General features: G+C 37.9%; 19 protein-coding genes. 11 read left to right on the forward strand and 8 right to left on the reverse strand.

Annotated features, from left to right (window positions below):
• Nucleotides 1–146 precede the first annotated feature (146 nt).
• Nucleotides 147–2309 (forward strand): glycogen debranching protein GlgX, encoded by a 2163-nt coding sequence (gene glgX / locus K5G00_RS15795; RefSeq protein ID WP_238767150.1) that lies wholly within the window; start codon nt 147–149, stop codon nt 2307–2309.
• 170 nt (nt 2310–2479) lie between these two features.
• Nucleotides 2480–2902, forward strand: a complete 423-nt coding sequence (locus tag K5G00_RS15800; RefSeq protein WP_238767151.1) for a bacteriohemerythrin — start codon at nt 2480–2482, stop codon at nt 2900–2902.
• A gap of 82 nt (nt 2903–2984) precedes the next feature.
• Here K5G00_RS15800 and K5G00_RS15805 read toward each other — a convergent pair whose 3' ends face one another.
• The 8 genes from K5G00_RS15805 to K5G00_RS15840 form a co-directional block, all read right to left on the reverse strand.
• On the reverse strand, nt 2985–4103 hold the full coding sequence (locus K5G00_RS15805; RefSeq protein ID WP_238767152.1) for an ABC transporter permease: 1119 nt from the start codon (nt 4101–4103) through the stop codon (nt 2985–2987).
• 70 nt (nt 4104–4173) lie between these two features.
• Nucleotides 4174–5280 (reverse strand): ABC transporter permease, encoded by a 1107-nt coding sequence (locus K5G00_RS15810; protein ID WP_238767153.1) that lies wholly within the window; start codon nt 5278–5280, stop codon nt 4174–4176.
• Nucleotides 5281–5431: 151 nt separating this feature from the next.
• Entirely contained in the window at nt 5432–6151 is a 720-nt protein-coding gene (locus K5G00_RS15815; RefSeq protein ID WP_238767154.1) for an ABC transporter ATP-binding protein, read from the reverse strand.
• A 33-nt stretch (nt 6152–6184) separates the two neighbouring features.
• Nucleotides 6185–6559 carry a four helix bundle protein gene (locus K5G00_RS15820; protein ID WP_238767155.1) on the reverse strand — a complete coding sequence of 125 codons (375 nt, stop codon included), beginning with the start codon at nt 6557–6559 and terminating at the stop codon, nt 6185–6187.
• A gap of 77 nt (nt 6560–6636) precedes the next feature.
• Complete coding sequence (locus tag K5G00_RS15825; RefSeq protein ID WP_238767156.1) at nt 6637–7545, reverse strand: ABC transporter ATP-binding protein; 909 nt, start codon at nt 7543–7545, stop codon at nt 6637–6639.
• Nucleotides 7546–7603: 58 nt separating this feature from the next.
• The gene (locus K5G00_RS15830; RefSeq protein WP_238767157.1) at nt 7604–8482 is read right to left on the reverse strand and encodes an HlyD family secretion protein; all 879 of its coding nucleotides are present in this window, start codon (nt 8480–8482) and stop codon (nt 7604–7606) included.
• 57 nt (nt 8483–8539) lie between these two features.
• Nucleotides 8540–9805, reverse strand: a complete 1266-nt coding sequence (locus tag K5G00_RS15835) for a TolC family protein (RefSeq protein ID WP_238767158.1) — start codon at nt 9803–9805, stop codon at nt 8540–8542.
• Nucleotides 9802–10416, reverse strand: a complete 615-nt coding sequence (locus tag K5G00_RS15840) for a TetR/AcrR family transcriptional regulator (RefSeq protein WP_238767159.1) — start codon at nt 10414–10416, stop codon at nt 9802–9804. The genes K5G00_RS15835 and K5G00_RS15840 overlap by 4 nt, the downstream gene beginning before the upstream one ends.
• Nucleotides 10417–10801: 385 nt before the next feature.
• Between K5G00_RS15840 and K5G00_RS15845 the strand changes: the two genes are divergently transcribed.
• The 9 genes from K5G00_RS15845 to K5G00_RS15885 all read left to right on the forward strand — a co-directional run bounded on the left by K5G00_RS15845 (nt 10802) and on the right by K5G00_RS15885 (nt 24985).
• On the forward strand, nt 10802–14188 hold the full coding sequence (locus K5G00_RS15845) for an autotransporter outer membrane beta-barrel domain-containing protein (protein WP_238767160.1): 3387 nt from the start codon (nt 10802–10804) through the stop codon (nt 14186–14188).
• 345 nt (nt 14189–14533) lie between these two features.
• Nucleotides 14534–14983, forward strand: a complete 450-nt coding sequence (locus tag K5G00_RS15850) for a hypothetical protein (RefSeq protein ID WP_238767161.1) — start codon at nt 14534–14536, stop codon at nt 14981–14983.
• Nucleotides 14984–15390: 407 nt separating this feature from the next.
• Nucleotides 15391–15927: a DUF4402 domain-containing protein gene (locus K5G00_RS15855; protein ID WP_238767162.1), complete on the forward strand. Its 537-nt coding sequence runs from the start codon at nt 15391–15393 to the stop codon at nt 15925–15927.
• 81 nt (nt 15928–16008) lie between these two features.
• Nucleotides 16009–16521, forward strand: a complete 513-nt coding sequence (locus K5G00_RS15860) for a DUF4402 domain-containing protein (protein WP_238767163.1) — start codon at nt 16009–16011, stop codon at nt 16519–16521.
• 172 nt (nt 16522–16693) lie between these two features.
• A complete protein-coding gene (locus tag K5G00_RS15865) occupies nt 16694–17569 on the forward strand; it encodes a fimbrial biogenesis chaperone (protein WP_238767164.1) in 876 nt (291 codons plus the stop codon).
• A 99-nt stretch (nt 17570–17668) separates the two neighbouring features.
• The gene (locus tag K5G00_RS15870; protein WP_238767165.1) at nt 17669–18139 is read left to right on the forward strand and encodes a DUF4402 domain-containing protein; all 471 of its coding nucleotides are present in this window, start codon (nt 17669–17671) and stop codon (nt 18137–18139) included.
• Between the two features lie 89 nt (nt 18140–18228).
• Nucleotides 18229–20790 carry a hypothetical protein gene (locus K5G00_RS15875; RefSeq protein ID WP_238767166.1) on the forward strand — a complete coding sequence of 854 codons (2562 nt, stop codon included), beginning with the start codon at nt 18229–18231 and terminating at the stop codon, nt 20788–20790.
• Between the two features lie 185 nt (nt 20791–20975).
• Entirely contained in the window at nt 20976–21818 is an 843-nt protein-coding gene (locus tag K5G00_RS15880) for a 3-keto-disaccharide hydrolase (RefSeq protein ID WP_238767167.1), read from the forward strand.
• Nucleotides 21819–22258: 440 nt separating this feature from the next.
• Nucleotides 22259–24985 (forward strand): CotH kinase family protein, encoded by a 2727-nt coding sequence (locus K5G00_RS15885; RefSeq protein WP_238767168.1) that lies wholly within the window; start codon nt 22259–22261, stop codon nt 24983–24985.
• The last annotated feature ends 161 nt before the right edge of the window (nt 24986–25146 follow it).

Raw genomic sequence — 25146 nt, forward strand, 5'->3', positions numbered from 1 at the left:
AAAAATTGATGGAATGAAGTTTTAAGCAGATGTACTTTGAGGCCGCGCGGTAAAAAATTATAGCTGCTTGAACCGAATGGTATAGTATTTAGTAATTAGTAAATAATGAGGCAAAATCTACAGAATTCAAAAAAAACAGAGGATTTATGAATAAACCAGACGAAACAAGAATTAGTTATAGTGGAAGAGTTTTACCGGGAAAACCTTATCCGTTGGGGGCAACGTACGACGGGAAAGGGGTAAATTTTGCTCTTTTTAGTGAAAATGCTACAGGAGTCCGCCTCTGTCTTTTTAAATATCCCGAGGATTTGCAGGAATATATGCATGTTGATTTTGACGAAGTAACCGACTATGTGTGGCATGCTTATTTACCGGGAATCAAACCCGGGCAGCTTAATGGGTACCGTATTTTTGGACGGTATCAACCCAAAAAGGGGTTTCGTTTTAATTCACAAAAACTTTTGATTGATCCTTATGCCAAATCAATTTATGGTCGGGTAGATGTGCGTAATAACATGTTTGACTACGAAATAAATAAAGAAGGTGAAAGAATCAGACTAAAAAAAGGCGGAGAAGACAGTGCTGCTGACATAAAAAAGTCAGTGGTTATTGATACGTCATTTGACTGGGAAGGAGTTGTTAAACCCGATATCTCCATGCACAACTCGATTATTTATGAATTGCATGTAAAAGGTTTTACTGCAAGGCATCCGGGGATTCCGGAGGCAGAGCGCGGAAGCTATAAAGCTTTGGCTAATCCGCAAATCATAAATTATTTTAAAGAGCTGGGAATAACAGCTATCGAGTTAATGCCGATACATCACTTTGTACACAATAAATTTTTACTTGATAAAGGACTTTCTAATTATTGGGGCTATAATTCCATCGGTTATTTTGCTCCTCATGCAGAATACAGCGCTTCTGGTGTCAGAGGTGAACAAGTTACCGAATTTAAAGAAATGGTAAAAGCTTATCACCAGGCAGGTATCGAAGTGATCCTTGATGTGGTTTACAATCATACCGCAGAAGGAAATCATTTAGGGCCAACACTGGCATTTAGGGGGATTGACAATCACCACTACTACAGGTTGGAGCGTAAAAAGCCTTTGTATTACACCGATTACACCGGAACCGGAAATACATTAAATATGCTTAGCAGCCGAACTCTCCAACTTGTTATGGACAGCCTCAGGTATTGGGCAACCGAGATGCAGGTTGACGGTTTTCGGTTTGACCTTGCATCAACGCTTGCTCGGGGGCTTTACGATGTGGGAAAACTTTCGACTTTTTTGGATACGATCCATCAGGACCCGATTATTTCACAATTGAAACTGATTGCTGAACCATGGGATTTGGGGGAAGGTGGTTACCAGGTTGGTAATTTTCCGGTGCTGTGGGCAGAGTGGAATGGGAAGTTTCGCGACTCTGTGCGGAAATTCTGGCGCGGCGACGAAAGCCAGGTTAGTGAACTGGCTTACCGTTTAAGTGGAAGTAGCGATTTATATAAAGATAACGGAAAATTGCCTTCATCAAGCATTAATTTTGTAACAGCACACGACGGTTTTACGCTGCACGACCTTGTAAGCTATAATAAAAAGCATAACGAAGACAATCAGGAAGACAGCAGGGATGGTGAAGATCATAATATCAGCTGGAATAGCGGAGTGGAAGGTCCTACTGATGATCCGGAAATAAATAAACTCAGAGAAAAACGAAAACGTAATTTTTTGAGTACCCTTTTGTTGAGTCAGGGAGTTCCGATGATTAGCCACGGCGATGAGTATGGACGGACGCAAAACGGTAATAACAACGCATATTGTCAAGATAATGAAATTGCCTGGATGGATTGGGATTGGGATGAAAAACAGAAAAATTTATTTGAGTTCACAAAAAAAATAATTTCAATCAGAAACGAACATCCGATATTACATCCGCGACGTTATTTTAAAAACAGAAGTATACAGGGCGAAGGAGTTTTTGATATCCGCTGGTTGAATACAGATGGAATAGACATGAGTCAGGAGGAATGGGACACCAGTTTTATTCGCGCTATGGGAATGTTGTTAAACGGAGAACTGATGAAAGAGGTAGATGAGTTTGGAAATAGTTTAAAAGAAGAGATTTTGCTTATTTTGGTAAATAGTTATTGGGAACCGATAACATTTACATTGCCACACGAAGGCTTAGCGCCGAATTGGGAAATATTGGCAGACACCGAAAAAGAAAACACAGATTATCCTTTTCTTACGGTACAGAATGTTTATGAAATTCAGGCCCGATCTCTGGTTTTGCTAAAGAACTTATTGTAACAACTTCTTTTATTCAGCTAAAGTCTAGAATTGTTTTTATTCAAAATTGTCTGAATTAAACTTGTCTCATTTCTTTTGGTTAAAGTTTTAGTAATGAAAATATTATCTTTTTAGAATTTATTTTATAACTTGAATGCCATAAAATATCAGAAAACTAATAGCCCCGTTTTATGAAAGATTTGAATTGGAAAAATCAGTACAGTGTAGGTGTTTTCGAAATTGATGCTGAACACAGGATTTTTCTTAAAACCATCAAAAAAATTTATCATGCCTTTGAGAGTGAAATGGATGACGAAATTATAAAACTTTTGCTTGAAGAATTGTATAAATATGCCGATTTTCATTTTACGAGTGAAGAAAATGTAATGTTGATGAACGATTATCCTGACTATAAATCACATAAGAAGCAGCACGATGAACTGATTCAGACTCTTGCGAATACCATTAATTTTCTGGATGTTAAGAAGATTGATAAAGAACAGTTGATTCGTTTCCTGATTCAGTGGTTTAAAGAGCACACTGCGTCAATTGATTTAAAGCTTGGAACCTATTTGAAAGAGAGTAAAGCCAGCCATCTTCTGGAAAACTACTGAATCAAATTTTTTGCAAAATTCCGCTTTTCTTCTCCAACTTCGAAATAGTAGAAAAGAAACAGCTAGCGGTTGCCGGAGACTTTTAAGTCGTTTTTCTGTAGCGCCAAATCGCCAAACTCAAAAAGATAACTCCCAGGAGCAAAAGAGAAAGAAATTCTTCCAGTAAATCGATAAAGCCAGATCCCTTTAGTACTACATTTCTCATTATTTTCATAAAGTAGTACATTGGGTTGGCCCGGTCAATTGTTTGCGCCCAGTGTGGCATACTTTCCACGGGCGTGAAAATCCCTCCCATCATTATAAAAATCATCATAAAAAAGAAACTTATAAACATGACTTGCTGCTGTGTGTCACTTACTGTCGAAATAAACAAGCCAAGCCCGAGCGCACCCAAAAGAAAAACACTTGCAAAGGCGAATAAAACAAGGAGGTTGCCAACAACGGGCAGATCAAATACCAGCCAGGCGACTAAAAGGCCAAAGGCCAAATCAAACAAGGCGATTAACCAGAAAGGTACCAACTTGCCAATGATAAACTGATATTTTTTTACAGGAGTTACATTGAGTTGCTCAATGGTTCCGATTTCTTTTTCACGCACCAGGTTCATTCCCGACATAAACATACCAATAACAGTAACTAAAACGGCCAGAATGCCGGGTGCCATAAACCAATGGTAATCGAGTTCGGTATTATACCAGTAGCTTTCTGATATTTTTACTTCGCCGGGTGGCGAAAATTCAGGAATACCTTTCCATTCGGCAATCATATTCTTGTTAAAATTCCCAATAATTCTCGATGAATAGGAATAAATAAGTTGTGCTGAATTTCCGTCGATGGCATTTACAAGGAGTTGTACCTGGGCTTTGTCATCGCGGATAAGGTTACGTTCCATATTGGGAGGTATAACGAGAATTGCATCAGCTTCATCGCTGAAGAGCATCTCTTCTCCAATGGTTTCGTCTGGCACTGCAAATTCAAGATTATAGAACGGTATGGCATCGAATTTTGCAATCATTTCCCGGGATGTCTCAGAAAGATCTTTATCAACTACAACCATGTCGATTTTTTTCATATCGAAAGTTGCGGCAAAAACGAGTACAAGCATTTGTAGCAACGGCACTCCAAAAATCATAGGTAGCATCGTTTTATTCCGGAAAATCTGCCGGAATTCTTTCTGTAATATGTAGCGAATTGTTTTCATTTGTTAATTGTTTCAGGTTGCACGTTACAAGCTGCATAGTTTCTCCCCCCTGGGGGAGTCAGAGGGGCTTTTATTCCAACCTAATCTTAAATTTCCGTACGCTCACCGCAATAAAAAACAGAGTCATTCCAATCAGTATTAATGTTTCTTTCCATACGAAAAGAATTCCCACTCCTTTAAGCATAATTGCACGAATAATGGTAACAAAATAACGGGCTGGCATAATATGGCTTATTACTTGTAAAACAACCGGCATGTTCTCTATCGGGTAAATAAATCCTGACAAAATAATGGTTGGCAACATTAATCCAATCATCGATATAAACATGGCAGTCATTTGATTTTTTGCAGCAGTAGAAATAAGGATACCCAAACACAGGGCCATCATGATAAACAAAATGGTTTCAAGCATCAATAAGATAAAACTTCCGGTAATGGGAACTCCAAAAACCAGATTACCAATAAGTACAATGACAAATGCATTTGCAACCGACAGCATAAGGTAGGGGATAACTTTCCCAATAATAATTTGCGCAGGTCGTAACGGCGAAACCAGTAGTATTTCCATGGTGCCCAATTCTTTTTCGCGAGTGATGGAAATAGAAGTCATCATAGCAGAAATGAGCATTAAAATGAGTGCCATAACACCGGGAACAAACATATAGGCACTTTTCATTTCTTCATTAAAATACATCCGTACTTCAGGTTGAATTTGCATAGGTAGCTGCAGATTCGGATACATCTTCTTTATGTAGTCGTTAATGATTCCGGAAGTGTAAGAAATAACCAGGCGTGCGGTGTTTGGATCGGAAGCATCGGCAATAAGCTGTACATTTGCCTTTCCCTCCTTTTTTAATTTTTCTCCAAAATTGCTTTCAAAAACAATTACTTCTTTTACTTTTCCTTTTCTGAAAATATCTTCTATGCCGTTTGTATTTTCCAGGTTTTTATCGAGAATAAAATATCCTGACGACAGTATTTTATTTGTAATTTGCTGCGTGGTTATATCTTTCGACTGGTCGTAAACAGCAATGTGTACATCCTTGATTTCGCTTTTAATAACTGTCCCGAAAATTAGCAGTTGGGCAATCGGAATTCCAAATAAAATCAACATCGTCCGCGGATCACGAAAAATGTGGAAGAATTCTTTTTTTATAAAAGATTTAAGCTGTTTCATATTTTAAAATAGCTGGAAGACGGAAGTCAGAAGAAAGAAGTTGAACCATTCAATTCCGATTTTTTGTCTTTCATTTTTATATTTCATTCTTTGTTGTTTATTCTTAGCTTATTTCCGGTTCCCCTCCGTTGGAGGGGTTAGGGGAGGCTTCTTACCTTGCTATTTTTATAAATACTTCGTCCATGTTTTTTGCATTGTATCTTTCTTTTAGTTTTGCGGGTGTGTCCAGTGCTTCAATTTTTCCGGCATCCATAATCGAAACGCGGTCGCAATATTCGGCTTCATCCATGTAATGCGTAGTAACAAAAACAGTTATTCCGTTACTGGCTGCTTCATAAATCAAATCCCAGAATTTTCTGCGTGTAACCGGGTCAACGCCGCCAGTGGGCTCATCGAGAAATACGATTTTAGGTTCATGAAAAATGGCTACCGAAAAGGCCAGTTTCTGTTTCCATCCCAGAGGCAAGCCTGCAATCAACTTGTTTCTCGCATTTTCCATTTCCAGCTTTTTTAACAGTTCCGCCATTTTCTCTTTTCTTTTTTTGGGCGGTATTCCATAAATTCCAGCGTAAAGTCGTATGTTTTCAGCAACGGTTAAATCCTCATATAACGAGAATTTCTGACTCATATATCCTATGTTTTTTTTGATTTTTTCGGTCTCCCGGTAAATATCAAAACCTGCAACTTTTACATCTCCCGAAGTGGGAGAGGAGAGACCACATAAAATCCGGATAGCTGTTGTTTTGCCCGCACCATTTGCCCCAAGAAATCCAAATATTTCGCCTTTGTAAACGTCAAAACTCAGGTTGTCGTTGGCAGTGAAGGAACCGAATTTTTTGATGAGATTTTTTACTTTGATAATTTCTTCCATGTTGAATAAGTGATCAGTGGTCAGTCGCAGTGATCAGTTAAGGTCTTTACTGCTACTGAATTTTTCTGGATTTAAAATCATGTAATTTATAAGTTTGCCAATTTCCTGTGTTTTGGCCTCGAATTTTTTAAATTCATCTTCTCCAATGTATTTACAGGCATAAGCAAATTCGAGCCAAACTAATGTCTCACTGTTTTCACCATCGGAATCCGTGAGTTTACTTTTATGCTTCGGATAATTTTTTTTACGGTAAGCTTCCGCAACATTGCTGCAGGTTGATCGGGAAGAACGCCGAATTTGGTCAGTCAGCGAATATTTTTCTTCCTTCGGAAAACTTTTGGAAATCTCGTATATTTCCATTGCTAGTTGGAAACCTATTTTGTAAACATGTAAGCTTCTGAAGTCCATAACTTTTTTAAAAAAGATTATATTATAATTTTATTACTTTCTAATTTGAACAGCGATCACTGTTCACTGATCGCTGTTCACTTACTATTCGATTGCATACTCATAAATACATCCTCAATTCCGGGAGAAATTTCTTCTACCACAATATTGTTATGGTTCTGTTTTTCGAGGTAAATATCCAGTTCATTGGTTTCAACATCGTCGTTAATTCCGGTAAAGTGTACAAACTGTCCAAAAGCAAATACAGATTCGGCTTTTTCAAATGCTCTCAAATCGTTGATAAGACGGTACATTTCGTCAGATCTAATCTGGATAATTCTGCGCGGGAATTTTTCAGTAATTCGTTGTGGAGAATCCACGTTCAGAAGTTCTCCTTTTTGAATCAGAGCAACACGGTCGCATAAATTGGCTTCGTCCATATAGGGAGTTGAAACGAGTATCGTAATTCCCTTTTTCTGCAGTTTTTTTAGCATTTCCCAGAATTCCTTTCTTGATACTGCATCCACTCCGGTAGTTGGCTCGTCAAGGACGAGAATTTTGGGTTTATGGATGAGTGCACAGGAAAGTGCCAGTTTTTGTTTCATCCCTCCTGAAAGTTTTCCTGCCCGGCGGTTTTTGAATGGTTCTATTTGGTAATAAATATCACGTATAAGATCATAATTTTCTTGAACGGTTGTTCCAAAAACGGTAGCAAAAAAGTTAAGATTTTCCTCCACACTCAAATCCTGGTACAGGGAAAAACGTCCCGGCATATAACCAACGATGTGTCTGATCTTTTTAAAATCATTAACTACGTCCAGCCCATCCATTTTAGCTTCACCTGACTCAGGTAGCAACAGTGTCGTTAAAATGCGCATCAAAGTGGTCTTTCCTGCTCCGTCGGGTCCAATTAGCCCAAACAATTCTCCTTCGTTTACTTTTAGAGAAATTTTTTTTACTGCTTGGTTTTCATTGTAGGACTTTGATATTTGGTTAATCTTTATCACCCTTTAAATTATTATAGTTTCGCTTTTAATTGTTGACAAATACGACCGAGACTGTATGCTATAAGTTCACTTCCCCGGGCATTCCAACCTTCAACGTACCATCGTTTTTTACTTTTACTTTAACGGCATAAACCAGTTTAACTCTCTCTTCTTTTGTTTGAATAATTTTGGGTGTGAATTCAGCCTCCGAAGAAATCCAGTTTACCCTTCCACTTAGTTCCTGATTTTCCGTTTCTGATTTGTCGATGACAACATTCACCTGTTGCCCGATTTTAACATTTGGGAGTTGTGCTCCGCTAACATAAACTTTTAATGTGAGTTCATCTAAATCAGCTATTTTAAAAAGTGGTTTCCCCGGGGTTGCCAATTCACCCTGTTCTATGTAGGTTTCCAGAATTGTTCCACTTACGGGTGACTCTACCTGACAACGTTGAAATAAATCTTCGGCAGTTTCTTTTTGAGTTTCCAAAATATCCAGTTCCTTGTTAACAGATGTAAATTGTGTTCGCGTGCCTGCAATTTGTTTTTTTATTACACTGATTTGGCTTGTTACATCGTCCAGTTGCTTTTGTGTGGCAGCCTGATCTTTTACCATCTGTGCTACCCTTTTCTTATTTGTCTCCAGATTTTTAATCTGTTCCTCATATATTTCTATTTGCGATTGTATCGATTGTTTTTTTGATAGTGTAGCTGATTTTTGCGCATCAATTTGTTTTAGTTTTAAATCAATCTGAACAGTATCGATTAAGGCAGCCATAAAACCGGCTTCTATTTTTTGCCCTTTTTCAATATTTAACTGAAGAATTTTTCCTGATGATTCGGATGATACAATTACGGGGTCAGCTTCAAAATTCCCAAAAGCATCCGATTTTTCGTCTGTATTGTTGCAGCTAAAAAGAAGTGCTGCAAACAACATAATTAATAAAATCTTTTTCATTGTATTTTGGTTTTAAATCCTTTACATATTTCTGAATACTCTAGCTCTGAACAGCGACTATTCATTGAATATTTTTCCTTTAATTAAATTATACTTTTCTTTTGCTTCGTTGAGTTGAATGCGGTGAAGTTCAACGTTCAATTTTGCAATGGTTTCTGCTTGTACATCCTGTATATAATCTGAAGTTGTTATTGTTTCGTTTTCCAACCTTGAGGCGGATGATTGGGCAATTTCGGTGCGCAGCGTTACTATTTTTGTATCTGTTTCAATTAATTTTTCAAGTTTGCTGATTTGTTCATTCTGCTGGGCGAGAAGCAGTTTTATATTTTGATTGAATGTTTCTTCCTGTTGTGAAATCATTTTCGATTGCAGCTGAAGTATTTCCTTCTGGCGGTTGGTTTTTTTCCAATCGAACGCATTCCACGATAATCCAACTCCGACAAGATAATAGGTGTCAAATTTGTCATTCAACATATTTAAAGCAGGTTTACCGTAACCAGCCTGTCCAAATCCAAAAACTTTTGGGTTGCGACTTTTTGTCAATAAATCGCTTTGCCTTTCGAATTGATTTTTTTGGGAAGCAAACAAATCCAGTTCCGGTCGTGATAATTCATCGTGCTTATTTAGTTCCGAAGCGTTATATTTCAGTACTGAATTTTTATTGATTGTTTGTCCGGTTAAAATGGTCAGTATCTGAATCGCTGTTTTTTTGCCGGCGTCCAATTGCAGAGCACTTTGTTCGATGTTTAAGATTTCAACTTCGAGAGAAAGTGCGTTGGATTTTTCTATCATTTGGTTTTCCACTCCTGATTGAACCATTTTGAGTTTTTCCTGCAATACTTTTTTTTGGGCAGCCAGCACTTCCTTTTGTTTGTCCATTGCCAGCGCTGTAAAAAATGCCTGTGAAATCTGTTCAGTCAACTTGTACAATTCTACTTCAAGCTGGCTAAGATTACTTTGTAGAATTGCTTCCTCCAGTTTTGTGTTCGATGTCGAAATTCCACCATCCCAGATGTTTTGTTTAAACTCTGCATAGGTTTTATACTGGTCTTTCGAAACGGAAGGGATATCAATTCCCGGCATGGAAATATTTACGCTGGTAACATCCGACTGGTAGGTTGCCTGTCCGTTTAGCGCAAGCTGCGGCAGATAATTGGTTTTTATGTTTTCTTTTTTTAAAGACGTAATTTCCTGCCAAACTTCCGCTTGTTTTAAATTAGGGTAGTTTTCACGCGCCCAGTTATAACAATTGTCCAACAGAATCTCCTGTTGTGCAAATGCCAACTGCGTGGGTAGCAGTAATAAAATTAATAGCTTTTTCATTTTATTAAAATTGAATGTAAAATGAATTCTGTAATTGTTTTTTTTCTTCGCTCAATAAATGTCTTGTAGGCTTCTTTGTCGTTTTCAAAAAACATTATGGTCATTAGCGGTCCGGCTGCAATAGGAAAAATACTTAACCCAAGGATATTGACCAGGAGGTCCCGCGGATCCATTTTTCTAATTCTTCCGGCTTCCATTTCTTTTTTGAACATAGCAAAAATCTTGTCAGGTTGAATTCCGGTTCCTTTTATGATTTTTGCCAAAAAATCAGGATTTCGATTCATTTCTTTCAAAATAAAAGTTGGAAGAAATGGATTCTTCATTAATAAATCAATGTAGCTCTCAACAAAAATTCCCAGCTTTTTCTCAATCGGTAAATCAGAGTACACCATATCCATGAGGTTGGGTAATATTTTGCTAAAAACTTTTTTGAAAATAGCATCAAACAATTTTTCTTTTGTTCTGAAATAGTAATGAAGCAAAGCCTTGTTAATGCCTGCTTCGTCTGCAATTTCCTGCATCCGGGCGCCATCCATTCCTTTTTTGATAAATACATTTTGTGCGGCGTTCAGAATCTTTTCTTCAGCGTTGTCTTTTTTTATTTCATTCATTTTATTAAAAAGTTTAACTAAATTGTTTAACTACTTGGTCAAAATTAGAATGAATATATTGATTAACCAAATGTTTTAACTGAAAAGTTTAACCAAGTAGTAAAAAATATATCACAATCTTTTTAATTTGTTTTTGTTACGCCTTTACAAGTGAGATAGGGGGCTTTTCAAGTTGCTTCGATTGCTTTGTTAATTGTTTTCTTTTTAAAAAGAATTAATAGCTGATCGATTCGAAAAACAAAATGGGGCAAATTGTCCAGATTTTAGAAAAACTTTGATTATCAGGTTTATTAACTGCGTTTTCTTAAAGATGTTCTGCATCTTCTGTTATTTTTGTAATGAAGTTTTATGGATGTTGTTAATCTTCTTTATTAAAAAAATAGGCATGTCCTTATTTCGTAAAATATCAATTTTGTTTGAGAAATCATCTTGGAGATCAGGATTTTTCGAAAAAGTATACGGTATTCGGTCTGTAGTTTTATCGCCGGTTTTTTCGCTAATTTTGACGGTTGTTTTTCTGTTAGCATTCGAAAGTGTTGCTGCGCAAAACTGGAATTGGACGGGAGATGTTAGCAACGACTGGCACGAAGCTGCCAACTGGGATCAGGGAAGTGTGCCGGATGGCAACGCTAAAGTGATTATAGGTCTTATTGCATCTGGTATTTATCCGGAAATAAAAAGCGATGTAACAGTTTCAACCCTTACTGTTAGTGATTGGTATGGCGGAGCTATAGCCGTGGTGAATGGTGCAACACTTACCATTGAAAATAATCTTGATATTCAGGACTACGGAGAAATATTACTTGACAGCGGGAATCTTCAATTTAATGGAAAAGGGAATAACGGACACGATATTACCATGGCGTTTCTCAATACTTCTATCAGGATCATTAATTCTGGAACACTAAACTCGCCGGATTGTAAATTAACCATAAATGGTGAATTGATACTTGAGGACGGGAATATTAATCTGGGGGATGGGTTTGAGTTGGCCTCGGGGAAGACTTTTGATGTGTTGCGGGGAAGTGTAAATGTGTATGGCTCAACATTGATTAAAGGAACGCTAAATGGAGGAGTCGGAAATTTTGTTTTTGACGGGGATTCCTCGAATAGCACCCACAAGGCTGAAATAAGAAGTGAAGGGCGTTTTTACATGTCTCCTTCCGCTTCTGATGTGCAGACCTTGGATTGTACTTCTGATGATCCCGAATTCTCTGGTGGAACTGTTGATTTTTATACACCGTGCTACATTCAGAACTCCGGTTATTTTTACGGAGGAAATGCGTATGTTACTTTTTACAATTCGATTAGCCCGAATGGAACAGCCGTGATAGAAACTCATAATGGTATGCTTTTGTTTAAAGGAGATCTTACTGCTTATGGTACAGCTAATATAAATATTACATGTAGAGGCACACTTCAGGTAAACGGGAATACTACTTTGAAATCAGCAGGCTATATAAATGCTGTAAGTGGTGATATTTATTTTGGAGGCAGTTTAAGAACTGAAAACAGCAGTGGAACAATAAATGCAGGAGGAAGTACAATTTATTTTAGCGGAAGCAGCTTTGAAAATGAAGGTTTTTTTAATGCAGGAACAAGTACTTTTATTTTTAATGGAGACAATCAGGTGTTTAGTACACACAGCTGGAGGGATGACAATACGTTTTATAATCTTGTTGTAGAAAGCGGAGCTGATGTGCAGTCTACCCACAATGTGATGGTTTTAAATGATTTGGAAGTTGGTGAAACTGGGAGTTTTACGATTGAGCCTGGTAAAACGCTCGATGCAGTTGGTTATGTTACCGGCGAAGATTACATTTTTACCAATCGTCCGTATATTGTATCGTTAGTAATTAATTCAGAAAATACAATCACGGCCATTTTTAACGAACCCCTGGATCCTGTTTCATCACAAACTGCATCTAATTACCGGGTAGAAAATGAGACGGGGAATACAATTGACTATCCAAAAAATCCGGTTCTTGGAGGGGCAAATAACAATGAGGTTTCCTTGGTACTTGGTTTTAATATTGCGTCGGATGTTAATTATTATCTTATCGGGAATAATGTTAAAAATTTGAATAATTATACTTTAAGTGCTAATCATAAAAAAAGATTTCTGGAAACAGAGCCGGCAAATTTTTGGAGATGGGCAGGAACAATTGATTCAGAATGGGAAAAAGCGGGGAACTGGGTAAAGAACAAACTGCCTCAAACCAGTTCACATGTTGTTATCCCGATAACACCAAATGATCCCCTGATATCGTCGCAGGGGAACCGTATTTTTGATCTTGAAATAAAGACAGGAGCATCGTTAACGATCGGCTCAACAGGGAATTTAACTGTGGATAACAGTGTTTCAAACAGTGCGGGATCCGGAGGTTTACTTATTGCTTCTGATACCGAAGGAACCGGTTCGTTAATTCATAATACCAACGGCGTTTTGGCAACATTTCAACGGTATATTTCGGGCGAACCTCAAACATGGCAAATGATTTCTTCGCCTGTGGCAGACCAGGAAATTTCGGGAAATTTTACACCTACCGGGGGGAGTGATGCATACGGCGACAATACACGATACGATTTTTATTCGTGGTATGAGCCGGATACCTCCTGGGTGTATCTTCTGAATACCAATCAGCCGCCAACGTGGCTGACAAGCAATAACAATAGTAATAATTTTATATCAGGAAGGGGGTATCTCATTTCTTACAAGGATGCCCATCCAACCAAAGCTTTTCAGGGAACCCTGAGTAACGGAGAAGTTTCTGTTCAATTGTCCAAAACAGCAGGAACGGGAACAGAGTTTGGATTTAACCTCGTTGGAAATCCGTATCCTTCTTCTGTCGACTGGAAATCTTCCGGCTGGGGAAGAAACACATTGGAAGGTAATAATCAAGGTTATGATATCTGGATTTGGAGCGAAACAAACAATAATTATGGTGCTTACAATTCAGCTTCTGCATCAGATGATGGTACTCTTGGAGTTTCGCGTTATATAGCACCAACTCAGGGATTTTTTGTGAAAGCCAGTCAATCGGGAGTGCTTTCCATGAGTAATTCCGTCAGGGTAAATGAAGGAGCCGGAAATTGGCTTAAAAATGCTAATAGCACTCAGAATAGAATTGTGGTTGATGTGAAATCTACCGACGGATTTGGTAAAGATGAAGTTATTATTGAATTTGGACATACGGGACAAGAAACGGGTACGGCGAAACGATTTAGTTTTGTGCCTGCCTCTCCGAGTTTGTTTCTGGAGGAAGAGCAAATGGCTTACTCAATACGCTTGTTGGGAGAAAAAGAAGATTATCCGGTTTTGCCCGTCTCTTTTGATGCCGGAGAAAACGGAAATTATGAACTTACCTTTCAATTTAATTCAACAGCTTTTGAGACCTTTAAATTGTATGATAGAATTACCGGTCAATGGAATGATATAGAAGAAGGAGAAGTCTATTCTTTTGAAGCTGAAAAAGACGAAAAAACCGACCGTTTTGTTTTGCAAATTGTATCAGGAGATTATGCAGATCCTTACGAAACACTTCCGGTTATTATTTATTCTGAACAAAGAAAAATAACAGCTGATTTACGTCTTGTCGAAGGCGAATACACTTGTGATATTTATACTCTGACAGGGCAGAAATTAGTGACCCGCAAACTTTTCGGGGGACAGACCGCAGAGTTTGTTGTCCCCTCGGCAAGTTCGATAGTTATTGTTCAGATAGTGGGGCAAGACGGAAGAAAAATAGAAAAAGTCCCTGTTATTTATTAGTTGGTGTGTGTAAGTAATAGAAGTGTAATATCTTTGAGGAAGTTACTTCCACACAAAAATAAATCAAGTAAGTCAGTTTTTTTTACCCTTAAAATCAGTTAAAATTACCCTCTCTTTCAGAGACACTCTGTTTTATTTATTTGTTGCATTTGGTTAAATTTATATCGACGTTTTGAATTGCCTTGTAAATTTTTAAAACCCTGAGAGATAAAAAAAGTTTTTTTTATCTTTTTTTTAAACAAGGTGAAAACGTTCTTTGTTTTACAAATTAGGAATTTAAACAAAACAAAAATGGACGCTTTGATATTTTGTAAATTTCCTAGGTGCTTGCATATAATAATCAGATTGAAAAATACTTTTGTATTGACGATTGTATTTTTATTTATTATGTTAGGTTTTGGAAAGGTTGGCGCACAGGTAAGGGCCACTGGACATGTATTTGCTGAAATAGTAGAACCGGCAATGCTTACTGCCAGTACCAGCAACGATCACATTATTTATAATAATGAGAATACAACATCATCAGATTTGATTCTTGCAGAAATAGCTGTTGCCGGAAGCGCTGATACTGATATGGGTGTATCGGTTCAAACTACAGTGCTGGAAGGAAAAAATGGAGAAATTTATTCTTTTGATACTTTCTTTTGTCCCGATTCTAATCAGTCGGCGGCCGGGAATACCATAGATGCTGATAAAAGAGTATTTAAGCTAAACGGAACACCACAAAAAGACATTGTCGGGGAAAAAAATAATATGTTTACCGGGCAATATGAGGTAACATTTATGTACAATTGATGTATCCTTTTTTAAACCTTTTGGGTGTGTCTTTCGTCATTTATATAAAATCTCTGCTGTTACAAATCCTGATTTTACTTTCCGTTTCCTTTTTCTGTCTGTTTAAAAGCTCAGCAATGAAAATAAAATAAAAACTGAGTGATGTAGATTTCCAAAATCCGGAATTTTCGTCCCGCTTTCCCAATCGATCTAATTTATACTTATTTTTTTATTCTTTCCCCTGTTATCTTAAAATGAGTCTGCGTCCCATTTTGAACACTCTATTCCCTTGGGGAGAGTGTTTTTGTGTTGATTGGTGATGTTATATTGTTGTTTATCAGTGTTTTGCATAAAAAGGCATGCGCATTGCTTAAGGGGTGGCACGAAAATGTTAAACGAAAATTAATAAAATTTAAAAACACAAAATCATGAAAAAGTTAGTTTTTTTATTCGCAAGCCTTTTTATTATCGTAGTTGCAACGCAGAGTGTAAAAGCACAAGAATCGGCGACTGCAGAAAGTTCTGCTACAATTATTACGCCGATTAGTATTTCTAAGAATACGAGTGCTGTGGGAGGAGGAGATTTAAATTTTGGTAACATCGCAGTTCAGTCAACTAATGGAGGAACTGTTATTTTATCTACTGACCCAGAACAAGACAGGGAAGCTACTGGTGGAGTTACATTGCCCGTCTCAACGGGAATAGTAAGCCCAGCATCCTTTACAGTAACAGGAGATGGAGAAAGGACTTTTTCTATAAGCCTACCAACTACTTCAATAGTTTTAACAAGTGGAGAAAATGAAATGACTTTAGGCTCATTTGAAAGTTCTCCAAGTGGTTCGAGTTCACTTTCAAGTGGTACAAAAACTGTTACAGTTGGTGGAGTTCTTCAAGTTAATGCACAACAACCAGCAGGTGTATATACAAATGCAAATGGATTGGAGGTAACTGTTAACTATAATTAAGATACAAAACGATTTCAAAAAAAGGGCGGCCAGGGTTGCCCTTTTTTTTACCCAGTTGTTAAGGTTTTAAAATTCACAAACATGTACCGTTATTTTTTTATCGCTTTTATTTCTTTCTTTCTCATACCTGGTGTGGCACGTTCGCAAGAAAGCAGCATTACAGCAGAGGTGTTTGCCGAAGTAATTGAAGCGCTGGCCGCCAACGAAGATCAGGCTTTAAACTTTGGCCGTTTTACAACGGGGAATAACGGTGGTTCAATTGTTATTTCTCCGGGAGGAATTCGTTCGGCGCAGGGATCGGTAATTGCGGCTGGCGGCGGATACAGTCCCGGTAAATTTTTAGTGGAAGGAGAGCCGGGCGCTACTTTCAGTATACAGCTTCCCCGAACAGCCACTACATTGGTGCATTCTGAAAGCGGAAAAACGATGGATGTTGAAGGCTGGGTTTCGGACCCTCCATCGGGAGATGCAGCTACCTTGTCGGACGGAGAACGTTTGGTAAGTATAGGAGCTACGCTCAACATCGGTCCGGTTGATGAGAATCCAGTTGGTATATATTCGGGTTCTTTTATTGTAACCTTTGCCTACAATTAGCCATTTCATAATATTCCGGAGTATTTAAGATCTTATCGTTTTGTTTATTTAAACCTCATTCCTGTTCTGTAAGTTTATTTTCCGCCGACACGTGCTGGTGATTATTTTTGTATCACAGTATTGTTGTTGATATTTATTAAAAAAATGTAGTTTTGAAAGAAAATTCCCAATTATGATACAGAAAAAACAGATTAATACCGCTCAGTTTAGACTATCCTTTTTGTATAAAAGCATGTTGTTCTTTTCGGTTGTTGTTCTTCTTCTTCCACAAATTAGCAGGGCACAGGGAGATTTGCTGATAACACCGCGGCGTGTCGTTTTTGAAGGGGGTAAACAAAGAGAGGAAATAACACTGGCGAATACGGGACAGGACACCGCTTATTATTCAATTTCTTTTTTACAATACAGAATGACCGAGGATGGCAATTTCAAGGAAGTAACTGAGCCGGAGGAAGGACAAATGTTTGCAGATCCGTATATCCGGTTTTTTCCACGCTCGGTCGAGCTTGCTCCGGGTGAGTCACAGGTGGTTAGAATGCAGTTGAGACGGATGCCCAATATGGTTGATGGTGAATATCGCTCTCATTTGTATTTTAGGGCCGTGCCGGAAGAAAAACCATTGGGCGAAGAAGATATATTAACCGATAGTACAGCAATTGGAATACGATTGACTCCTATTTTTGGAATTTCCATACCGGTTATAGCAAGGATTGGTAACCTTTCGTCTGACGTAGTTTTGAGCGATTTGAATGTTCAGCAAAATAGTCAGGGAGCGAATGTGCTTAATGTTGTGCTTAACCGGGAAGGAACCCAGTCGGTTTATGGCGACCTGAAAGCAGAATACATTACTCCTGAAGGCGAAAAGTACTATGTTGGGCTTGTAAAAGGAATTGCTGTTTATACACCCAATCTGTTGCGGCGTTTTACCATGACACTCAATACTCCTGAAGGAATTGAATTAAATAAGGGGAAATTGCTTGTTCGGTACAGCAGTTCAAACGAAGCAAAACCTCAGGTGTACGATGAAAAAGAATTGGGGCTAAAATAAAAAAGACGCTTTATGCCATTCGGAGAAAATCCCGCAAGTCATCAAAACTTTTGTTTACGAGCAATTTTTATTCGCTTCTGTAAAACTTTTATCCTTGTTGTGGCTTTTTTAATTTTTTCAGAAAATTCATTTGGACAATCTCCGTTTCCTCCGCCGAATCAGTTGCAGGTTTTTGCGGCCCAGGAATTAAGTTTTGGCAGCTTTTATACAGGAGCTTCCGGCGGAGAAGTTATTGTCAGCCCGGAAGGCAACTGTATGACTAACGGGTCGGTTATGGAACTTGCCCTTTCTCCTGCTACTCCTGCTGTATTCGATGTCCGGCTTATTCCCGGTAGAATAGTTCACATTTCTTTTCCTGCCTCGGCAATGCTTACCAGAGTTGGGAGCAGTGAGAGTATGATGATTAGCGGGTTTACCTCTGATAAGCAAGGAAATTATTTTGTTACTACATCTGCTCATCCTTTTATTAATCCGGTGAAAGTTGGTGCTACGCTTCATGTTGGCAGTGAAGCTTCCAATCCCTCAGGAGATTACGTTGGTAGTTTTTCAGTAACATTTATTCAGGAATAAAACCTCATTTCAGATTGAAAAGAGTGCAAATAAAAACTCAGCCGTCAGAAATAATAAGGCCAGATTTTTTTTCAAGTCTGACCGGTTTTATGGTGGTTAAGCTTTTGATAATTTTGCTTCCTTTGTTGCTTTTTTGTAATATTTCAATAAGTCAGAATGTTGAATTTGAGGAGATTCCTGTTACCTTGAGAGTAGAAGGAGTGGGAGCTACGAACCTGGATCCCTTGTACAGTTATGATGTGGAAAAGTTATTTTTACCAGTCTTAGATGTTTTCCACCTGCTTCAGATAAAAGCGGAATCCTCGTTAAATATGGACAGGATATCTGGTTTTATGGCAGATGAAAGCAACAAATATATGATAGACAACATAAATAAACAGGTTTTTGCCAATGGGAAAACGTATAATTTAGAAGTTACTGATTTAATAAAAACTGAATTTGGTTTGTATTTAGATCATCAACTGTGGGGAGAGTTATTTGGTTTGTATTGCGATTTTAATTTCAGAAGTCTTACTGTAAATGTTAAACCAGGCTTTGAAGTTCCGGCCATACGGGAAATGCGGCTCAAGCAGTTTCGCGAAAATGTAAATATTCTTAAAGGGGAAGAAAAGGTAGATACATCTATAAACCGCGATTATCATTTTTTAAAGTTCGGAATGGTTGACTGGGCTGTCAGTTCTACACAAAGTACCGCACAATATAACGATACAAGAATCTGGTTGGGAACAGGAGCCGAATTGTTTGGAGGAGAAACAAGCCTGCTGTTAAATTATTCATCCCGCGATGGTTTTAATAACCGAAACCAGCAGTATTACTGGCGTTGGGTGAACAATCAGGCAAAAATGGCCCGGCAAATCAGGATCGGAAAAATCAGTTCTTCTGCAATTGCATCCATATACGACCCATTGATTGGAATGAGTATTACCAATGCCCCAACAACTTACCGCCGTTCTTTTGGAGAATATACAATCAATGACTATACAGAACCGGGTTGGACGGTGGAGTTGTATGTAAACAATGTGATTGTTGATTATCAAACAGCTGATGCCTCGGGATTTTATAGTTTTAATGTGCCGCTTGTATACGGAACGTCGCAGGTAAGACTAAAATTTTATGGCCCCTATGGAGAAGAGCGGACAAAAGAAGAATTTCTTAATATACCGTTTAATTTTTTGCCTGCCGGAGAAATGGAATATACGTTGAGTTCAGGTATTGTTATGGACGGGGATTATTCCAGGTTTGGCCGCGCAGAAGTAAAGTATGGAGTGAGCCGATTTTTAACAATCGGTGGAGGAATAGAATATCTTTCCTCAATTGCAAATGGAGATAAAATTCCTTTTTTTTTGGCTTCAGTCACTCCTTTTCCCAACTTTATGTTAACGGGCGAATATGCCGATGGTGTGCGTACAAAAGCGCTTGTAAACTACAGGTTGGCGTCAGGTCCAATGCTTGAACTTAACTATGTTCTTTATGATAAAGAACAGCAGGCAATAAGGCTCAACTATCTGGAAGAACGTGGCGCAACTTTGTCTGTGCCTTTGAATTTTAAATTTTTAAATGGTTACACCCGTTGGTCTTTTAAACAAAATGTATACGAAATGCTTACGTATAACACTGCCGATGTAACTTTTTCATCCTTCTTTGGCAATGTAAATACAAACATAAGCGCTTACGCCAACTGGTTGGGAGGAAGAGACCCTTATATATACAGTAATCTTGGTTTGGGAATCAGGCTGGGGCATGGCTTTACAGTCAGACCACAAAGCCAGGTCGACATCACGAATAAAGATATAACTTCTGTAAAAGCAGAGGTTGAGAAACGTATTGCCCGATCGGGATACTTATCCGTTTCCGGAGAAGAGAATTTTAGATCCTCTTATCGCAGTTTGCAGTTTTCATTTCGTTGGGATTTTTCTTTTTCTCAGGTTAATTTCTCTGCCCGTGTTTCCAATAATGAATTTTTGTCGACTCAGGGGGCCCGTGGCAGTTTTGCTTTTGGTGGAGGCAATGGATATATTCATAAAGATAACAGATCGGCAATTGGGCGATGTGGAATTGCTGTTGTCCCATTTGTAGACATTGATCATGATGGTTTTAAAGATTCGGATGAACCATTTGCTCAAGGATTGAGCATTGGATTGAGAGGAGGGAGGACTTTAAAAAATCTCCAGGACTCTATAATCAGAGTTGTTGGATTAGAACCATATACAAGTTATGTATTAACGCTCGATGATAAAGGCCTGGAACAAATTTCGTGGCAGCTGGAGCATAAAAGCTATCGTATTTATACCGATCCAAATCAGTTCAAAAAAGTATATATTCCTGTTTTGCCTATGGGGGAAGTGAATGGTTGGGTTTATTTGAATGACGACAGGGGGGAAAAAGGCCAGGGACGGATTGTTGTAAACTTTTACAATGCTGACGGAGAAATGGTTGCCTCAACAATGACTGAGAGAGACGGCGGCTTTACTTTTTTGGGTTTGCCACCCGGACAATATTATGCTGAAGTGGATAGAGCACAATTGGAAAGTTTAAAAATGAAATCAGTACCGGTAAAAACAGACTTTACAATAAAACCTATGGCCATTGGCGACATTGTTTATGATATTCAGTTTGTAATTCAGCGTATCTCTGAAGATATCAAAGAATAAGAAATTGCTGTAAGTCAAATAATGAATTTGTTACAGCCTTGGTTTTACCGGTTTAATATTTTCTGTCTCATGTTATTTCGCTTTTTGTCATGCATCTGTTTTCTGATTCAGTAAGATTATGTTGGATAATATTATTATTACCTTTACAAAATCTAAATCAATTAAAAACTCTTAAAAAGAAAAAAATGCGTACACTTTTTTTATCATCAAAAATTTTAATTGTAGCCTTTGTATTGGTGTTATCGGCTTGCAATTCAAAACCCAAAAATCAGGAAGCGGAGCAAAAATCTGCGGAAACAGCAACTGAAGAGAACTGGATTCAATTATTTAACGGAGAAGATTTAAACGACTGGCAGATAAAATTTACCGGACACGAGTTGGGAGATAATTACAACAACACCTTTCGTGTAGAGGATGGTTTACTGCGTGTTCGTTATGATAATTGGGATGAATGGAACGGTGCATTTGGACACATTTTTTACAAAGATGAATTTTCGCATTATAAGCTGCGGGTAGAATACCGGTTTGTTGACGAGCAAGTCAAAAACGGTCCGGGATGGGCATTCCGCAACAATGGATTGATGATACACGGCCAAAGTGCAGAGTCAATGGAATTGGATCAACAATTTCCTACATCAATTGAAGTTCAGTTGCTTGGCGGAATAAACGGGAAAGATGGCTATGATCCGCGTTCAAATTTAAATCTTTGCACGCCGGGAACCAATGTTGTTATGAACGGTGAATTGATTGAGCAACATTGTACGAACTCAAAATCAGAAACATGTTATGGTGATGGATGGGTTACGGCAGAAGTTGAAGTTCACGGTGGTGAAATCATAAGGCATTTTGTAAATGGTGAAGAAGTGATGCATTACGAACAACCACAACTCGACCCGCGAGATGCAACCTATGAAAAATTATTACCCGCCGACGGAAATAAATTGATAACAAAAGGAACAATCTCACTACAGGCTGAAAGTCATCCAACCGATTTTAGAAAAATTGAATTGCTGGTGCTTGATGAATAATATTTTAGAACTAAACGAAAACATCATAAAGCCGGTTTCTTTGTAAGAGAACCGGCTTTAATTTTGGTCTTTTATAATATAATAGATGAATTTTATTTCTTTTCCGGGATATAAATAATTATACACCCCCTGATTTTGTACCTGCTTTCTTTCTTCGCTACCACCAGTAATTATATATCGAGTAGCGTAGCCACCAAAAGACAATTTATATTCTCCCAATATTTCACTGCTTGTTTTATAGAAAGCTCTGGGTTTTACTCCGGGCTGGCTCCAATAAAAGCAATCCCTGGTTGGATTTATTCGTGTAGTTTGAATGTATAGTTAGTTGTGTTGAATTGAATTTCCTTTCGAACACTAACAATAAATAATTTTGAAAGTTATTCGATAAGAAAACTTTTTAAAATTCCATTATATTTAACAAGATTAATTAACCTTTGCTTATGAATTTAAGAACTGTAGCGGTTGGGTTGAAATTTATTCGTGCTTTTAGTATCGTTTTTTTCGGCCAGTTTACCGGTATACTTTTATGGGCAGGTGAATCGGATTTCATTTTGGATGAGCTGGCTGTTTTCGAAATTTCAGAAGAAAAATCAGGTATTACATTTAGTCAATCCGGAAATTATTATAAGGAGGCTTTTTACCTTTCTTTATCAACTACTCCGACATCGACAATAATTTTCACCACCGACTGTTCTACTCCAACTATAAATAATGGTACGGTGTATACTGACCCCATCCTAATTGATTCAACCACTATAATAAAGGCAATTGCTTTTTCAGATACCAATACATCTGAAATGGTTACAAACAGCTATTTATTTGTGTCGAGCGTTAAAGAACAATCGAAAAATCATATTGGATTTCCTGAAACATGGGGTGGTTCCAAAACCATACCTGCCGATTATGAAGTGGATCCTGAAGTTATAAATGATCCGGAGTACACATTTGAAATTGATTCAGCTTTTTCAGATCTTCCGTCACTGTCGTTAACCATGGATGTGAATAGTTGGTTTAATCCGGATACCGGAATGTATGTGGGTTATCCAAACTCTGATATTTCAATAGAAAAAGCAGTAATTGCTGAGTTTATTTTTCCGGAAGAAATTGAAGAAAGTTTTGCTGTTTCCTGCGGTGTGCAAAACCAGGGAGGCACAAGTATTGTAAACTGGAAATCACCTAAACAATCAATGAGACTGCTATTTAAAGAAATGTATGGCCCAACCAAATTGAAATATAAACTTTTCCCTGATTCAGAAATAAATTCAATAAATACACTGGTGGTTGATGCGATGTTAAATTCCACCTGGATTCATCCAACCGACGAAGATCAACGTTTTCATGCGCTTTACCTGCGCGACCAGTTAACGTCAGACCTGCAAAACGATATGGGCAGGTTAAGTTTTCACGGAAGATATTTTCATTTGTATCTAAACGGGTTGTATTGGGGAATTTGTAATTTACACGAAAGGCCCGATGATGCTTTTTTAGCAGAATATCTGGATGCAGAAAGAGAAAAATTTGATGTATTAAAACACAATCCGAATACAGTTGTAGCAGGGACAAATAGTTTCTACACGACCATGCTCACAAGTGCGCGGAATGGTTTTTCGGAAGTCAGACAGTTGTTGGATTTTGAGAAATACCTCGATATTTCGGCTTTTATCGATTACATGCTGTTGAATTTTTATCTGGGAAATTACGACTGGGCGCATCAGAATTTTTATGTTGCAAGAAACCAAACATCAGCAGACGGATTTAGGTTTTATCCTTGGGATTCAGAACTTGTTATGCGTTTTGCCGATGTTACCTACGACAACACCGGAAAAAACGATGAAGGCGGACCCACGGAAATTCACAGCTTGTTAAAAGAAAATGAGGAGTACAGGATGATGTTTGCCGATGCTGTGTACAAACATCTTTTTAATGATGGAGCTTTAACACCTGAAAATTTCAGAAAACGATTTTTGTTTCGCAAAAGTGAGATTGAAAATGCAATCATTTTGGAGTCAGCCCGGTGGGGAGATTATCGTAAAGACGTTTCGGGAACAACCTACACAAAAAAAGATTTCTGGATTCAGGAAGTAAACAGAATTCTGGATGATTACATTCCCAAAAGGCGAGATATTGTTATAGGACAATTAAGAAAAAGCAGCAATAATTTGTTTCCGAAATACCTGCCTCCGGAGATTGAGGCAAATACCCTGGAAGACGGAGAAATCGAGATAACCTTAAATTCGCAACATGAATCTTTGGGGGAAGTATATTTTACTTTGGACGGTACCGACCCGAGAGCAGTTGGCGGAGAAGTAAACGGAGCTGTGTATGCTGACAAATTTGTTGTTGGAAAGACTTTGATTTTGAAAGCCCGGTTTTATTCTGCGTCAGATAAAACATGGAGTGCTCTCACTGAAGAGAAGTTTGTCTTTGATGATGTTTACGGAGGAGATATAGTAATCAATGAAATTATGTATCACCCGGAAGATGATTATCCTGAATTTATTGAGATTATGAATTTTGGAGAAGATCCCGTGAATTTGAAAGGATTTAGATTTTCCGGTGGAATTAATTATTTGTTCGGCACCAATGAGAATATCAACCCCGATGCCGGGCTTGTACTTACCAACGACAATGTTTTATTTTCCAGAGTATATAAATTTAGTGCTTTTGGTCAGTTTCAGAAAAATTTGAGCAATAGTGGAGAAACCATTTATCTTACAAACGGGTTTGAGCAATTGATTGATTCTGTTGCCTATTCCGATACTATTCCTTGGCCAGAAGAGGCTGATGGAGACGGATATTCTCTCGAATTAAAAGATCCTGAACTGGATAATGCCTTGTGGTCCAGTTGGAGAGTTTCGGAGAAAATTTACGGCTCTCCTTATCATCAAAAATCACTGAAAGATACGGATGCTTTTATTTATCCAAATCCTTTTCTGTCGGATATTTATGTTGAGCTTGGAGATGAAAATCTGGCACAGGAATCATTTAAACTTGAAGTTTACAACCAGTTAGGAGTACGAATAAAAGTCGTTAAGGTCGAAAGTTTTAATGCACAAATTCATGTTTCGCTGGCGAGTTTACCTTCCGGACTTTACTTTTTTAGATTAATTCCTGATAAAAAATCAATATTTAAATCGCAAATGCTAAAAGCAGTGAAATTGAAATAGCCTGGTTACTTTCTGCATTCTCCATTTTTTAATATTGTTTCAGTGGAATAAATCACTACAGGTGTGTGCAGTTTATTAGGTGTTCAAAAATAAATTAGACAATTGTGTTGTAATTTTAATTCAAAATCCGGAACAAATAGGTTGTTATAAATTTTAATTTC

Origin of the sequence: Maribellus maritimus (genome assembly GCF_022267315.1) — a bacterium.
Taxonomy (GTDB): domain Bacteria; phylum Bacteroidota; class Bacteroidia; order Bacteroidales; family Prolixibacteraceae; genus Draconibacterium; species Draconibacterium maritimum.

What these genes read in the sequence shown, in the direction of transcription:
- glgX (WP_238767150.1), top strand. Translation starts at nt 147, where the DNA reads ATGAATAAACCAGACGAAACAAGAATTAGTTATAGTGGAAGAGTTTTA.
- K5G00_RS15800 (WP_238767151.1), top strand. Translation starts at nt 2,480, where the DNA reads ATGAAAGATTTGAATTGGAAAAATCAGTACAGTGTAGGTGTTTTCGAA.
- K5G00_RS15805 (WP_238767152.1), bottom strand. Translation starts at nt 4,103, where the DNA reads ATGAAAACAATTCGCTACATATTACAGAAAGAATTCCGGCAGATTTTC.
- K5G00_RS15810 (WP_238767153.1), bottom strand. Translation starts at nt 5,280, where the DNA reads ATGAAACAGCTTAAATCTTTTATAAAAAAAGAATTCTTCCACATTTTT.
- K5G00_RS15815 (WP_238767154.1), bottom strand. Translation starts at nt 6,151, where the DNA reads ATGGAAGAAATTATCAAAGTAAAAAATCTCATCAAAAAATTCGGTTCC.
- K5G00_RS15820 (WP_238767155.1), bottom strand. Translation starts at nt 6,559, where the DNA reads ATGGACTTCAGAAGCTTACATGTTTACAAAATAGGTTTCCAACTAGCA.
- K5G00_RS15830 (WP_238767157.1), bottom strand. Translation starts at nt 8,482, where the DNA reads ATGAAAAAGATTTTATTAATTATGTTGTTTGCAGCACTTCTTTTTAGC.
- K5G00_RS15835 (WP_238767158.1), bottom strand. Translation starts at nt 9,805, where the DNA reads ATGAAAAAGCTATTAATTTTATTACTGCTACCCACGCAGTTGGCATTT.
- K5G00_RS15840 (WP_238767159.1), bottom strand. Translation starts at nt 10,416, where the DNA reads ATGAATGAAATAAAAAAAGACAACGCTGAAGAAAAGATTCTGAACGCC.
- K5G00_RS15845 (WP_238767160.1), top strand. Translation starts at nt 10,802, where the DNA reads ATGTCCTTATTTCGTAAAATATCAATTTTGTTTGAGAAATCATCTTGG.
- K5G00_RS15855 (WP_238767162.1), top strand. Translation starts at nt 15,391, where the DNA reads ATGAAAAAGTTAGTTTTTTTATTCGCAAGCCTTTTTATTATCGTAGTT.
- K5G00_RS15860 (WP_238767163.1), top strand. Translation starts at nt 16,009, where the DNA reads ATGTACCGTTATTTTTTTATCGCTTTTATTTCTTTCTTTCTCATACCT.
- K5G00_RS15865 (WP_238767164.1), top strand. Translation starts at nt 16,694, where the DNA reads ATGATACAGAAAAAACAGATTAATACCGCTCAGTTTAGACTATCCTTT.
- K5G00_RS15875 (WP_238767166.1), top strand. Translation starts at nt 18,229, where the DNA reads ATGGTGGTTAAGCTTTTGATAATTTTGCTTCCTTTGTTGCTTTTTTGT.
- K5G00_RS15880 (WP_238767167.1), top strand. Translation starts at nt 20,976, where the DNA reads ATGCGTACACTTTTTTTATCATCAAAAATTTTAATTGTAGCCTTTGTA.
- K5G00_RS15885 (WP_238767168.1), top strand. Translation starts at nt 22,259, where the DNA reads ATGAATTTAAGAACTGTAGCGGTTGGGTTGAAATTTATTCGTGCTTTT.